This is a genomic window from Janthinobacterium sp. PSRC1-1, from assembly GCF_049897525.1.
In the GTDB taxonomy this organism is placed as follows: Bacteria; Pseudomonadota; Gammaproteobacteria; order Burkholderiales; family Burkholderiaceae_D; genus Janthinobacterium; species Janthinobacterium tructae.
This window is the reverse complement of sequence record NZ_JAFCWK010000001.1, coordinates 528,312-542,322: the sequence shown is the minus strand read 5'-3', so window position 1 is coordinate 542,322 and position 14,011 is coordinate 528,312. Positions and strand designations below refer to the sequence as shown.

Genomic DNA, 14,011 nt, shown 5'->3' with positions numbered 1-14,011 from the left:
TTACTTGACCTCGGGCTCGCTGACCACGTCTTCGCTGGCCAGTTCCGCCACTTCCGCCTCGGCATCGCCGACCTGGTTCGCCGCTTCCGGCGATGCTTCGCCCTCTTCTGCAGCGTCGTCGCCCGCATCTTCCTCGTAGTCGAGCTCGGCGTCGTCGGCCGCCGCATCGGGCACGGCGGCGATTTCCAGCAGGCGCGCTTCGATGCTCAGATCGACCTCATCCCAGCGCAGCAAGTCCAGTTTCACCTGCGCGCCGCGCGCCACCGATGGCATGCCCGGCAGCTTGATGACCAGCGGAATGTCGACCAGGCGCAAAATCTCGTCTTTCAAGACGACGGCATCGACCTGACGCGCATTTTCCTGGTGCAGCCAGCGCAAGCACCAGTAGCGTTCCATGTTCGACTGGAAATCGCCATACGCGGCATACGCGGCGTCGAACGCCGAAACGATGGCAAACAAATTCGCATCGCGCGGCTTGAACGGGGCTACCAAGGGCGCCGTCACGCCATGCTCGGCGCAGGCGATGATTTGCCACTGGTTCACCAAGTCCGTGTAGCGGCGCAAGGGCGACGTGCTCCACGCATATTGATCCACGCCCAGGCCCTGGTGCGGCGCCGCATGGGTGACCATGCGCACCTGCATCTTGGCCGCCCAGCTATTGCCGCTGCCGCCGCCCTGGCTGCGGTAGATGCCGGGCACGCCATGGTCGTGCAGCATCTTGCCCCAGGTACTGTTGGCAAAGATCATCAGTTCAGCGACGATCTTGTCGAGCGGCGCGCCACGCTTGCGGCGCGCCACGGTGACGACGTCGTTTTCCACATAAAAGTTGAAATCGACGCGGTTGTTCTGTTCCGGCTTCAGGCCGAACGCTTCGCGCTTCTTCATGCGGCCCTGCTCCAGCTGCTGCGCCCATTGCCACAGGATAGCGAAGTCGGCCTTGTGCGGGTACTCGCCTTCGCCACTGGCCAGGGTTTCCTCGTTGACCAGATCGTCCAGCTGGTTATGCCGCAAATTGCTGGCAATCGGCACCAGCTCGGCACGCGTCTGCGTGCTGATGACCGCCCAGTCGGCTTTCGGGTCCAAGGTGGCGTACAGCGACAGGGCCGGGCACGTCGTGCCTTCGGCGAGCGTGAAAGCATTCACGATTTCGTCCGGCAGCATGGTGATCTTGTCGCCCGGCATGTAAACGGTCGACATGCGCTGGCGCGCCATCTTGTCGATCACGTCTTCCGGGCGGATGCCCAGGCCCGGCGCGGCGATGTGTATACCCACTTTCACGGTGCCGTCCGGCAGCGGCTGCACCGAGAAGGCATCGTCGATCTCGGTGGTGGTCACGTCGTCGATCGAGAAGGCGGCGACCTCGGCCAGCGGCAGCTTGGCCGTCACGGCGGGTACGGGCACGCTGGGGAAGCCGGCGCCCTTGGGGAAGTTTTCAAAGAGGAACTTCGACAGGTGCAAGTCTTTCGGCGAAGCAATACCGCCGACGGCCAGCATCAAACGCGGCGGCGTCGTGTGCAATTCCGTGCACGCCGCTTCGAGCGCCTTGTATTCGATGGTGTTCTTGTCCGGCTTGAACAGCAGTTGCAGCACCATCGGCTGCATCGAGGCGGGCAAGCGGTTCTGTTTCAGCTCTTCCACATAGCTTGCCTGCACCAGCGCCTGCTGCTTTTTCTTTTCGATGCCGGCCAGGGCCGCCTTCAGCGATGCTTCCGGCGCCGCCTTGTAGCGGCCACGGCCCTTCTTGTAGAAATACACGGGCGCCGAATGCAGGGCCAGGATCAGGCCGGCCGCTTCCGGCGGCAATGGGGCGTGGCCGAAATACTCGGCGCCCAGCTCGGCAAAACCGAACTCGTCTTCGCCCGCCACTTCCCACAGGAAATCGAGGTCGATCTCGGCGGCAATGCTCTTGGCCTGTTCCAGCAGCTCGGCCGGGGCCGGCTTTTCATACTGCAGCAGCACATCCTTGACCTTGACCTTGGTGCGCTTGCCGCTGGCCATTTCCACTTGATACGCTTCACCCGCTTGCGACAGGACCGTGCCGACCTTGAAATCGCCGGATTCTTCAAAAAATAGATTCATTGTTATGCTTTGTTTATTAATGTGTCGGTTGTAACGGTGCGAGTGAGGGACGTCAACTCCAGCACCGCCGGCAAAAATACTTCGGTTACCAGCAGCAAGCCCTGGTGACGCTGATACAGGCAGCGGCGGGCAAAAAACAGCGCCGTATCGTCGACGCGCTGCCCTTCCCGTGCCAGCGCCGCCTGCACCCGCTGCACCAGCGGGTGGCCGGCGCGCAAACGGGCAAATTCCAGTGCACCGCGCCGTACCATGCGGTCGCCAAACAGCGTCGTGCCCAGCGAACGCTCGCCCAGCGCGGAAAACAGGGGCCAGTCCGTGGCCGTCGCCTGCATGGGCACGACGGTATGGCCAAACACGGCCGGTTTGTCATCACAGCGCAACAACACTTCGCGTTCCCATACCCGGCCCGCGCGGTGCAAACCAATGATGGCCGCCTCGTCGCTCAAACAGCGCGCTGTTTCCTGATGCAAACATTGCACGCGAAATGCCTGGCTATGCGCTTTCAGCTTGGCCGTCAGTGACCCGCCGCCCGTGAGCCAGTGGCGCAGGGTGGGTGGCGCATTGACGGCATTCACGTGCGCATGCCATTGCGCCTGGCGCAGCGAACCCGGCCTCACCGGGCCGCGTCCGCATCGATGCCGCAAAAGGCCAGCACGGGCGCCAGGTAGTCGGCAAATTCGCTGATGCCATGGTCGCTGCCGTCGATGACGCACTGTTGCGCCCCCTGATAATGCGCCAGCATGTCGCGGTAGTCGAGTACTTCATCGCCGGTGGCGGCAATCAGGAAGTAACGTTGCGGCTCAGTAATTTTCGCTACGGCAAACGCACGCAGTTCGTCGATATACTCGCGCTTGAACTCGAATGGCTGGTCCGAATGGAACTCGGTCGTCACGCCCACATGCTGTTCCAGGTCGATCAGGGGAACAATCGCGGGATTGAGCAGCACGGCGCGGCAACCGAGCTGCTCGGCCAGCCAGGTGGCGTAATAGCCGCCCAGGGACGAGCCGATGATCGTCAAGTCACCCGGCGCCACGTCCTTGACCAGCGACAAGGCCAGCTCAATGGCCAGCTTGGGCGAGGCCGGCAATTGCGGGCACAGCCACTCTGCCTCGCGGCCCAGCGCCTGCATCTGCGCGGCCAGCAGGCGCGACTTCATCGACAGGGGCGACGAGCGAAATCCATGCAGGTACAGAATCATCGGCCCAGCGCCTCCAGCAACTTCTGGTGCACGCCGCCAAAGCCGCCGTTGCTCATGACCACGATCTGGTCGCCGGGACGGGCGGCGGCGGCCACGGCCGCCACCAGGGTATCGATGTCTTCATAGGCGCTGGCAATCTTGCCCAGCGGCGCCAGCGCGTCGCCCAGGCTCCAGCCCAGCGCGGCATGGCTGCCGAAACCGAAGACCAGGTCGGCATCCTTCAGGCTGCCCGGCAGCGCATCTTTCATGGCGCCCAGCTTCATGGTGTTCGAACGCGGTTCCAGCACGGCCAGGATGCGGGCGCTGCTGCCGATCTTCTGGCGCAAGCCGCCCACGGTGGTGGCAATGGCCGTCGGGTGATGCGCGAAATCGTCGTACACGGTGATGGCGTTGACCACGCCGCGCACTTCCATGCGCCGCTTGACGCTCTCGAACGTGGCCAGCGACGCGCAGGCCTGGGCCATCGGCACGCCCACATGGCGCGCGGCGGCGATGGCCGCCAGCGCATTGCTGCGGTTGTGCTTGCCCGTGAGCGCCCACGCCACATGGCCTTCCTGCTGGCCATTGAAGTACACGTCGAAGCTGCCATCGGCCTGCTCTTGCAGTTGCCAGTTGGCATCTTGGCCAAAGCTTTCCTTTTCACTCCAGCAACCACGCGCCAGCACGCGCTGCAGCGACGCTTCGTCGCCGTTGAACACCAGGCGGCCGATGCCGGGCACCGTGCGCACCAGGTGGTGGAATTGCGTCTCGATCGCGTGCAGATCGGGGAAGATGTCGGCGTGATCATATTCCAGGTTATTCATGATGGCCGTCTTCGCGTGGTAATGCACGAACTTGCTGCGCTTGTCGAAGAAGGCCGTATCGTATTCATCGGCTTCGATGACGAAGAAGTCCGACTCGGCGCTCTTGCCGTCGATCTTGCCGGACAGGCGCGCCGAAATGCCAAAGTTCATCGGCACGCCACCGATCAGGAAGCCCGGCGCATAGCCCGCGTCTTCGAGTATCCAGGCCAGCATGGCCGAGGTGGTCGTCTTGCCATGCGTGCCAGCCACGGCCAGTACCCACTTGTTGCGCAAGATGTGTTCGCCGATCCACTGCGGGCCGGACACATACGGCAGGCTGCGGTTGAGGATTTCTTCCACCAGCGGGTTGCCGCGCGAAACGACATTACCAATCACATACAAATCCGGGTTCAGCCTGGTTTGTTCGGGATCAAAGCCCTGGATCAGTTCGATTCCCTGCGATTCCAGCTGGGTGCTCATCGGCGGATACACGTTGGCATCGCAACCGGTGACTTTATGGCCGGCTTCCTTGGCCAGCACGGCCAGGCCGCCCATGAAGGTACCGCAAATGCCGAGAATATGAATATGCATGTGATCAGTGCGAAAGGTGCACGCTTAAGTAAGTAAGACGGTGAGATAAAAAAGAGCAAGTGTGGGATTTTACCTGACGCCATGACTTTTTCCGCTTCGGAGTATCATCTCGCTCATGACGAACGATGCATTTGACGATAGCGCACAGCTGCGCCAGGAAATCGCCGCCGCTGCCGCGCGCCTCGTGGCGCAGGATGGCGCCGACTATGGCAGTGCCAAGCGCAAGGCGGCGCGGCAAGTCCTCGGCGACGCGCCCAACCCGCCCAACGTACTTCCCGATAACGACATGATCGAGGAACAGGTGCGGCAATACAATGCCCTGTTCCTGGCCGACAGCCAGCCGGCGCGCCTGTTCCAGCTGCGCACGATCGCGTTGCAAGTCATGGAAGCGTTGCAACAGTTTCATCCCCTGCTCAGCGGCCCCGTGCTCAACGGCACGGCCGGCCCCCACGACGAGATCTATCTGCAGCTGTTTGCCGAGAGCGCCAAGGATATCCATATATTCCTGCTGAATAAAAATGTCGTGCTCGACATGTCGGAAAGCCCGCATTTCAAGGGAGCGCGTTATGATGCGGTCGAGACGGCCAGTTTTTTGTGGAAAAACGAAGGCGTGCACGCAGCCATGTATGAGCTCGACGATATGCGCGGCGCACTGAAAGCCAAGGCGGACGGCAAGGTGCTGCGCACCGACATCGCCGGGCTGCGCAGCCTGCTGGCAGCCAGCCTCGCCGATGGCGTGCCGGCTGCCGACTAACATTGATATAGATAAAGTTATGACAAAAAAGAATTGGATCGGCTGCGCCATCGTGGCGCTGATGTTTGGCGGCATGGGCGCCTACGTGGGCTTGAGCAAGGAAAAAGCGAAAGCAGCGGGACCGCTGACGACCACCATCGCGCCCGGCGCGAGCGGTCCCGTCAACGAACTGTATGCGCTGTCCCTGCCGGACGCGGCGGGCGCCACGCAAGCCTTGTCGCAATGGAAAGGCAAGAATTTGCTGGTGAATTTCTGGGCGCCTTGGTGTCCGCCTTGCGTAGAAGAAATGCCGGAGTTATCCGAAGTACAAGGCCACTATGCGGCGAAAAACCTGCAAGTGATCGGTATCGGTATCGATTCGGCCAGTAATATTGCCACTTTTGCCAGCAAGGTCAAGATCGCCTATCCTGTGTATGTGTCCGGTCTGAGCGGCACCGACCTGTCGCGTCATTTTGGCAATGCCAGCGGCGGTTTGCCCTTTACGGTGCTGATCGGCGCCGATGGCGAAGTCAAAAAGACCTATCTGGGCCGCTTGAAATTTGATCAGTTGCGCGCCGATCTGGATAAATTGTAAATTCGGAGCGTGCTTTTTTCTCTTGCCAATGCGTATCTTTGGCGGCAAAATGCGGAACTTTCGCTAAAACGGTCTTCCATACATGGCAAAAAACCTCCTTCTGCTCAACGGTCCCAACCTGAATTTGCTGGGAACGCGCGAGCCAGAGGTCTACGGCGCCAGCACCTTGGCCGATATCGAGCAGGCAGCAATGGCGCAAGCCATGGCGGCCGGTGCCGACCTGATCTGCTTTCAAAGCAACCATGAAGGCGCACTGATCGACCGCATCCATGCCGCGCGAGCGGAAGGGATCGATGCCATCGTCATCAATCCGGGCGGCCTGACCCATACCAGCGTTGCCTTGCGCGATGCGCTGGCCGGGGTCGCCATCCCGTTCGTGGAAGTCCATATCTCGAATATTTATCAACGCGAAACGTTTCGACATCACTCATTTCTCAGCGCGATCGCGCAGGGGACGATCTGCGGGCTAGGTATCGATGGATATCGGCTTGCCATCGACTTTGCTCTTAAAAAACGTTAATCTACGCGATCTGCACGTATTTAGCGCGGCGATAGGTTCTGGACATCACCGCATCACTCATAAAACAAACTACATTCCTAGGGGTTTTACATGGATCTACGAAAACTCAAGACCTTGATCGACCTGGTCGCCGAATCGGATATCGCAGAGCTGGAAGTGACCGAAGGCGAAAGCAAGGTTCGCATCGTCAAATCGTCGGCCATGCCGCAAAACCAGATGGTCATGATGCAGCCGCAAGGCATGCAAGCCCACTACCAGCCAGCCGCGCCAGCCGCGCCTGCGCCAGCGGCCGCAGTCGTCGCCGCCGAGCCTACGGGCTATGTCGTCAAGTCGCCGATGGTTGGCACCTTCTACCGCTCCTCCGCTCCTGGCAGCGCCGCCTATGTTGAAGTGGGCTCGACCGTCAAGGAAGGTGATACCCTGTGCATCATCGAAGCGATGAAGCTCCTGAATGAAATCGACTCCGATAAAGCCGGTGTCGTGACCCAGATTCTGGTCGAAAACGGCCAGCCGGTCGAATTCGGTCAACCCTTGTTTGTGATCGGCTAAAACCCAGTCCACACGGCCGGCAACGGCCGTTTGCAGTTTTAGCCCCTCACACTTGTTGTTTCGCCGGCTCGCCGGCTCTCACAGACATACGCGAACCTACCATGTTTGAAAAAATCCTGATTGCCAACCGTGGTGAAATTGCCCTCCGTATTCAGCGCGCCTGCCGCGAAATGGGCATTAAAACGGTTGTAGTCCACTCCGAAGCCGACAAGGACGCAAAATACGTCAAGCTGGCCGACGAATCCGTTTGTATCGGCCCGGCACAGTCGGCCCTGAGCTACCTGAACATGCCCGCCATTATCAGCGCCGCTGAAGTGACGGATGCACAAGCGATTCACCCCGGCTATGGCTTCCTGTCGGAAAATGCCGACTTTGCCGAACGCGTCGAGAAATCGGGCTTCGTCTTCATCGGCCCGCGCTCCGAATCGATCCGTTTGATGGGCGACAAAGTGTCGGCCAAACAAACCATGATCAAGGCCGGCGTACCATGCGTGCCCGGCTCGGAAGGCGCGCTGCCGGATGATCCGAAAGCGATCGTGCAAATTGCCCGCAAAGTCGGCTATCCGGTCATCATCAAGGCCGCCGGCGGCGGTGGCGGACGCGGCATGCGCGTCGTGCACACGGAAGCTGCCCTGATCAACGCCGTGTCGATGACCAAGACGGAAGCCGGCACGGCGTTCGGCAACCCTGAAGTGTATATGGAGAAGTACCTGGAAAATCCGCGCCACGTGGAAATCCAGATCCTTGCCGACGAACACAAGAACGCCGTCTGGCTGGGCGAGCGCGACTGCTCCATGCAGCGCCGCCACCAGAAAGTGATCGAAGAAGCACCAGCGCCGGGCATCCCGCGCAAACTCATCGAGAAAATCGGCGACCGTTGCGCCGAAGCCTGCCGCAAGATCGGCTACCGCGGCGCCGGCACGTTTGAATTCCTGTACGAAAACGGCGAGTTCTATTTCATTGAAATGAATACCCGCGTGCAAGTGGAACATCCCGTCACCGAGATGATCACCGGCATCGACATCGTGCAAGAGCAGATCCGCATCGCCGCTGGCGAAAAACTGCGTTTCCGCCAGCGCGACGTCTTGCTGTCGGGCCACGCCATCGAGTGCCGCATCAATGCCGAAGATCCGTTCAAGTTCACGCCATCGCCAGGCAAGATCGTCTCGTGGCATGCGCCGGGCGGCCCGGGTATCCGCGTCGACTCGCACGCCTACGCCGGTTACTACGTGCCGCCGCACTACGACTCGATGATCGGCAAAGTGATCGCTTACGGCGCCACGCGCGAGCAAGCGATCCGCCGCATGCAGATCGCCCTGTCCGAAATGGTGGTCGAAGGCATCAACACGAATATCGCCCTGCACCGCGAACTGATGATCGACGCGCGCTTCATCGAAGGCGGCACCAACATTCACTATCTGGAACAGAAACTGGCCGACATGCCGGACCTGGGCAAGAACCTGAATGGCGGCAGCCCCAGCATCGCCAAGAAATCCGAAATCAAGGCGGACGCATGAGCTGGACAGAAATCGTCATCGAAATCGCCCGTGACAACGCCGAGGCCATGTCCGACGCGTTGATGGAAGCGGGCGCCCTGTCGGTCTCGGTGGAAGACGCCGATGAAGGCACGGATGCCGAGCAGCCGCTGTTTGGCGAGCCCGGCATGGAACCGAAGGAAGCGGCGTGGGAACGCAGCCGCGTGGTGGCGCTGACCGACGTCGACGCCGACCAGGCCGCCATCGTGGCTACCGCCGCCGCCGCGGTCGGCATGGCGGAAGTTCCCGCCTTTACCATGCGCCCCGTGGAAGAGCAGGACTGGGTGCGCCTGACCCAGTCGCAATTCGCCCCGATTCACATCGGCAAGAATATCTGGGTCGTGCCCAGCTGGCACGAGGCACCGGATCCTGCCGGCCTGATCCTGGAACTGGATCCGGGCCTGGCCTTCGGCACGGGCAGCCATCCGACCACGCGTTTGTGCATGGAGTGGCTGGAAGCCAATCCCGCCCCTGGCAAGAGCGTGCTCGACTACGGTTGCGGTTCCGGCATCCTGGCCATGGTGGCCAAGAAACTCGGCGCGCAAACAGTGGTTGGCGTCGATATCGACCCGCAAGCGATCGAATCGGCTGGCTTGAATGCCGAACGCAACCAGTGCGAGATCGAATATTTCTTGCCAGACACGTTTGCCACGTCGGCACACGCCACGGCCAAGTTTGACATCGTCGTCGCCAACATCCTGTCGAGCCCATTGAAGCTGATGGCGCCCATGCTCTCTAGCAGAGTCGCCGCCGGCGGCGCCCTGATCCTGTCCGGCGTGCTGGCACGCCAGGCCGAAGAAGTCGCTGCCGCCTACGCACCGTTCATCGAACTGGGTGTCTGGGCCGAGCAAGATGGCTGGGTGGCCCTGCATGGCCGCCTGGGCAGCACGCAAGCGCCTGCGCCCCGCGCGGAAGGTGCATAAGCACAGCAATGGCCCTCGCCACCAAATGCCCCCATTGCAACACGATATTTCGGGTCGCTGCTGACCAGTTGAAGTTACGTGGGGGCATCGTGCGCTGTGGCACGTGCAGGGAAGTCTTTGACGGCAATGCCGCGCTGGTCGATCCAGCCGCGGCATCGCCGTTTTTAACGTCCGGCCCCGGCGCCGCCGTCCCGCTGTCGAGCACTGATCCGGCCGACCACAGCCTGCCGTCCGCCGCGGACGACGAACCCATCTATTCTCTCGACTTCGACACCTCGTTCGACCCGTTCGGCATCTTGCCGCCAACGGCGCAGCTCAAGGACGATGAAGACGATGGCGAGCACATCGAGCTGGACCTCGACGTCAGCCTGCCCGACGAGGCGCTGGCTGACGCGCCTGTCGCCGCCCCTGTCATGGCACCGGCCGAAGCACCGGAAGCGCCGCTGCCCCAGCCGATGGCGCCGTTCAAACGCCGCCAGGTCGATGACGTCCCCGCCTTCGCCACGTATTTGCGCGACAGCCGCCGCGAACCGAACCTGGCAGCCGGGGCCGCACCGGCACTGCCGGCCATCGACAAAGTCAGCCTGGACAAACCCGTGCCCGCGCGCCGGGAACCGACCTTGGCCGACCACTCTTTCGACGCGCTGCCTGCCGCCCCTGTTGCGCCGGAGCCAACGATACAGACCGTGGCCGGGGAAACGGCCGTGGCGCGGGCCGACGACGAACCAGCCTTTGTGATCCAGGGCCGGCGCCGCGAACAGAGCGGCAAGGCCTTGCGCATCGCCATGGCCGCCGGCTCGGTAGTGCTGTTGCTTTTGTTATTGCTGCAAGTCATGACCACCTTTCGCAATCCGCTGGCGGCGCAGTTTCCGCAGTGGAAGCCGACCCTGGTCGCGCTGTGCAAGCTCAGTGGCTGCCAGGTCGACTTGCCGGCGCAGATCGAGGCGCTGTCCATCGAACAGGGTGAATTGCAAACCCTCAAGGAACAAACCTTTTCCTACGTCTCGCTGCTGCGCAACCAGAGCCGCAGCGTGCAAGCCTGGCCCAGCATCGAACTGATACTCAACGATGCCAACGACAAGCCCGTCTTGCGCCGTGTCATCGCGCCGCGCGACTACCTGCCCGCCACGATCGATGTGAGCCAGGGCTTTGCGCCGCGCTCGGAACAAACCATCAAACTGTACTTTGCATTAGACCAGCTCACGGCGTCTGGCTACCATATCGCCATCTTCTACCCTTAAAGCACATTATCATGACCAAAACTTCCTTGATCTGCGGCTCGCTCGCCACCGACACCATCATGCAATTCCCCGGCCGCTTCGGCGAATCGCTGCTGGCCGACCAGTTGCACAAGGTGAACGTGTCCTTCCTCGTGCCCACCATGCGCACGGAGTTCGGCGGCTGCTCGGGCAACATCGCCTACAGCCTGAAGATGCTGGGCGGCGACCCGCGCATCGTCGGCGTCATGGGCCAGGACAGCGCCGCCTACCTGGAACGCCTGCAAAAGCTGGACATTTCCACCGCCAACATCCTGATCAAGGCCGACAGCTACAACGCGCAGTGCTTCGTCACGGCCGATGCGGACAATAACCAGATCAATGCCTTCCACCCGGGCGCCATGTCGTTTGCGCATGAAAACCCGATCGCCAATGCGGGCCCGGCCAAGGTCGCCATCATTTCGCCCGACGGCGACCAGGGCATGCTCAAGCACGCCGCCGACCTGGCCGAGCTGGGCATCCCCTTCATGTTCGACCCGGGTCAACAGTTGCCACGCTTCAATGGCGAACAGTTGATCGACTTCATCAACAAAGCCACGTATGTGTCGGCCAACGACTATGAAATGGAAATGTTGATGGAACGTACGGGCTTGACCCTGCCGGACATCGCCAGCCGCCTGGACGCGCTGATCGTCACGCGTGGCGAAAAAGGGTCGGAGATCTATACGGACGGCAAGCGCATCGACATTCCCGTCGTGGCCGCCAAGGAAGTGCTGGACCCGACCGGTTGCGGCGACGCCTACCGTGCTGGCTTGCTGTTCGGCATCACCAACGACCTGGGCTGGGAAACCAGCGGCCGCCTGGCCAGCCTGCTGGGCGCGATTAAAATCGCCACGCAGGGCGCGCAAAATCATGTGTTTACGCCAGAAAGCATCGCCGAGCAGTTCGAAGCGGCGTTCGGCTACCGCTATTAATATGTAACCCGGTCGGCTTGCGCCCAAGCGCAAAGCCGACCTCCCCGCTTTACCTCAGCACAATAATCATCCCCACCAGCACTTGCGCGATCTGCAACAGGATCAGCGCCACCAGCAGCGACAAGTCCAGGCTGCCGACCAGCGGCACGACCTTGCGGAGCGGACGCAGCAGCGGCTCGTTCAGGGCCCGTACAAACGGCGCCAGCGGCGCATGCGGGTTGACCCAGCTGAAGATGGCTTCGATGATCAGCAAGGCCATGAAACCGTAGAGTATCCATTGCAGGAAGCGTTGCAGCGACTTGAGCAGCACCACCTCGACGGGAGCGCCGGTAATAAACAGCACCGAGCTGGCCAGCAGCACGATCAGGAAGGCGCCGATCAGGCTGGCCCAGTCATACCCGCCCACGCCCGGCACCACGCGGCGCAGGGGGCGCACCAGCCAGTCGGACAATTGAAACGTGAATTGCGCCACCGATGAAGGGGGCCGCACGCGCACCGCCTGCATCCAGAAGCGCAGCAGCAATACGCCGCCCAGCAAGGTGGCAATGGTATCAACGATCAATGTAAGGATAACGATCAGCACGACTAATTCTCCAAAAAAAAACCGCTGTGTGATTGAGTCACACAGCGGCGTGTTGCCTCATCCAGGCACCCGTATCGTCGAAATTACGATGGGCGGGTGCTGGTTGGGAATGGCCAGGCTGCAGCCGGTGCCAACACGGTTTTTGCTACAGGTGCGATAGGTGCCGATGGCTTGGCGACAGGCGCTGCCTTCTTCGGTGCGGCCTTTTTAGGCGCGGCCTTCTTGGCGGCTGGCTTGGCGGCCACGGCGGCAGGTGCCGCTGGAGCTGCTGCTGCCACGACTGGCGCTGCGGCTGGCTTGGCGGCAGGTTTCGCTGCGGCTTTCGCTGCTGGCTTGGCTGCTGGCTTCGCTACTACCTTGGCCGCTGGCTTGGCTGCAGGTTTCGCTGCGACCTTGGCGGCAGGTTTCGCGGCTGCTTTGGCGACCGGTTTGGCGGCTACTTTGGCGGCTGGCTTGGCGGCAACTTTCGCTACCGGCTTGGCTGCTACCTTGGCCGCTGGCTTGGCTGCCGCTTTGGCTGCCGGCTTCGCTGCTGCTTTGGCGGCTGGCTTGGCTGCTGCCTTGGCGACGACTTTTTTCGCTGCTGGCTTGGCTGCTGGCTTCGCTACTGCTTTGGCGGCAGGTTTCGCTGCGGCTTTCGCTGCTGGCTTAGCTGCTGGCTTGGCTGCTGCTTTGGCTACCGGCTTGGCAACGGCTTTTTTCGCTGCTGCCTTGGCCGCTGGCTTGGCCGCCGTTTTTGCTGCGGGCTTCGCTGCTACCTTGGCCGCTGGCTTGGCTACCGCTTTTGCTGCTGGCTTCGCTGCTGCTTTGGCGGCCGGCTTGGCTGCTGCCTTGGCGACGACTTTTTTCGCTGCTGGCTTGGCGGCTGCCTTGGCGACCGGTTTGGCTGCAGGTTTCGCTGCGGCTTTTTTCACTGCTGGCTTGGCTGCTGGTTTTGCTGCAGCTTTTGCTGCTGGCTTGGCAACGGCTTTTTTCGCCACTGGCTTGGCTGCTGCCTTGGCGGCAGGTTTCGCCGCCACTTTCGCGGCTGGCTTGGCTGCCGGCTTGGCGGCCGGTTTTGCTGCTGCCTTGGCCGCCGGTTTCGCTACGGCTTTCGCTACTGGCTTGGCGGCCACTTTTGCTGCAGGCTTGGCTGCGGCTTTGGCGACTGGTTTGGCGGCTGGTTTCGCTGCGGCTTTGGCAGCTGGTTTAGCGGCAACCGTCTTGACTGCGGCTGCCGGCTTCTTCGCGGCAGGAGCAGCCTTGACGGCTGGTTTCTTTACTTCTGATTTCTTAGCGGCTGTTGCCATTTGTCTCTCCTTCATCTGAGATGAGAAATTTAAGCTACAAGATTTAAACCCGTCCGACCCACCACAGGGATAGGCCAGGCGAATTATTCATCGGCACAAACGGTCGTTTGCGCTAATGAATTCGGCACCAGCTGAACTGCTGCAACTCCTCACGTTTGCAGCACTTCAGCCATCGTCGGTGCCACCCTGCTTTATCTCGCAGCTGGTGGCAAAGTCTGAATTCGGTCATTCGTTTTCGATGCCGTGCGTTTTTTCGCTCCTCGCATCGCGCTCGCCACAACACCCATGCGTCAAATAAAAAACCGCCATGCCTGAAAAAATTCGGGCACGGCGGCAGACGAAAACGGTGTGGTTTTGTGCATATCCGTGTAAATCTGTATCCCTGTTTTGCGAGCTTTTTTTGCTACCGCGCTGGTTAAAAAACCCCGCATTCTAACGCTCGC

Annotated in this window: 14 protein-coding genes; 8 read left to right on the top strand and 6 right to left on the bottom strand. The window is 61.3% G+C overall.

The annotated features are described in order from the left end of the window. From ACP7DW_RS02440 to mpl, 4 genes are read right to left on the bottom strand one after another with little or no spacing between them, the layout of a single operon-like run. Positions 1–2,079, bottom strand: a complete 2,079-nt coding sequence (locus tag ACP7DW_RS02440; protein ID WP_426053559.1) for a ribonuclease catalytic domain-containing protein — start codon at positions 2,077–2,079, stop codon at positions 1–3. Positions 2,080–2,081: 2 nt separating this feature from the next. Further along, complete coding sequence (locus ACP7DW_RS02435) at positions 2,082–2,696, bottom strand: chorismate--pyruvate lyase family protein (protein ID WP_099762159.1); 615 nt, start codon at positions 2,694–2,696, stop codon at positions 2,082–2,084. After that, on the bottom strand, positions 2,693–3,277 hold the full coding sequence (locus ACP7DW_RS02430; protein ID WP_071075526.1) for a YqiA/YcfP family alpha/beta fold hydrolase: 585 nt from the start codon (positions 3,275–3,277) through the stop codon (positions 2,693–2,695). The genes ACP7DW_RS02435 and ACP7DW_RS02430 overlap by 4 nt, the downstream gene beginning before the upstream one ends. After that, a complete protein-coding gene (mpl, locus tag ACP7DW_RS02425) occupies positions 3,274–4,650 on the bottom strand; it encodes a UDP-N-acetylmuramate:L-alanyl-gamma-D-glutamyl-meso-diaminopimelate ligase (protein WP_426053560.1) in 1,377 nt (458 codons plus the stop codon). Before mpl ends, ACP7DW_RS02430 begins: the two co-directional genes overlap by 4 nt. Positions 4,651–4,765: 115 nt before the next feature. Between mpl and ACP7DW_RS02420 the strand changes: the two genes are divergently transcribed. The 8 genes from ACP7DW_RS02420 to ACP7DW_RS02385 all read left to right on the top strand — a co-directional run bounded on the left by ACP7DW_RS02420 (position 4,766) and on the right by ACP7DW_RS02385 (position 11,696). Then, positions 4,766–5,404 carry a hypothetical protein gene (locus ACP7DW_RS02420; RefSeq protein WP_426053561.1) on the top strand — a complete coding sequence of 213 codons (639 nt, stop codon included), beginning with the start codon at positions 4,766–4,768 and terminating at the stop codon, positions 5,402–5,404. 19 nt (positions 5,405–5,423) lie between these two features. Further along, entirely contained in the window at positions 5,424–5,978 is a 555-nt protein-coding gene (locus tag ACP7DW_RS02415) for a TlpA family protein disulfide reductase (RefSeq protein WP_426053562.1), read from the top strand. A gap of 82 nt (positions 5,979–6,060) precedes the next feature. Then, positions 6,061–6,498: a type II 3-dehydroquinate dehydratase gene (gene aroQ / locus ACP7DW_RS02410; protein ID WP_071075522.1), complete on the top strand. Its 438-nt coding sequence runs from the start codon at positions 6,061–6,063 to the stop codon at positions 6,496–6,498. A 90-nt stretch (positions 6,499–6,588) separates the two neighbouring features. Further along, entirely contained in the window at positions 6,589–7,047 is a 459-nt protein-coding gene (gene accB, locus ACP7DW_RS02405) for an acetyl-CoA carboxylase biotin carboxyl carrier protein (protein WP_298405213.1), read from the top strand. 101 nt (positions 7,048–7,148) lie between these two features. Then, positions 7,149–8,564: an acetyl-CoA carboxylase biotin carboxylase subunit gene (gene accC / locus ACP7DW_RS02400; protein WP_096237830.1), complete on the top strand. Its 1,416-nt coding sequence runs from the start codon at positions 7,149–7,151 to the stop codon at positions 8,562–8,564. Next, positions 8,561–9,505 carry a 50S ribosomal protein L11 methyltransferase gene (prmA, locus tag ACP7DW_RS02395; protein WP_426053563.1) on the top strand — a complete coding sequence of 315 codons (945 nt, stop codon included), beginning with the start codon at positions 8,561–8,563 and terminating at the stop codon, positions 9,503–9,505. The genes accC and prmA overlap by 4 nt, the downstream gene beginning before the upstream one ends. An 8-nt stretch (positions 9,506–9,513) precedes the next feature. Further along, complete coding sequence (locus ACP7DW_RS02390; RefSeq protein ID WP_426053564.1) at positions 9,514–10,746, top strand: DUF3426 domain-containing protein; 1,233 nt, start codon at positions 9,514–9,516, stop codon at positions 10,744–10,746. Between the two features lie 11 nt (positions 10,747–10,757). Continuing rightward, a complete protein-coding gene (locus ACP7DW_RS02385; RefSeq protein WP_099762151.1) occupies positions 10,758–11,696 on the top strand; it encodes a carbohydrate kinase family protein in 939 nt (312 codons plus the stop codon). Between the two features lie 49 nt (positions 11,697–11,745). Here ACP7DW_RS02385 and ACP7DW_RS02380 read toward each other — a convergent pair whose 3' ends face one another. Continuing rightward, complete coding sequence (locus ACP7DW_RS02380; protein ID WP_282407752.1) at positions 11,746–12,279, bottom strand: YggT family protein; 534 nt, start codon at positions 12,277–12,279, stop codon at positions 11,746–11,748. A gap of 83 nt (positions 12,280–12,362) precedes the next feature. Further along, a complete protein-coding gene (locus ACP7DW_RS02375) occupies positions 12,363–13,568 on the bottom strand; it encodes a transcriptional regulator (RefSeq protein ID WP_426053565.1) in 1,206 nt (401 codons plus the stop codon). Positions 13,569–14,011: the final 443 nt, after the last annotated feature.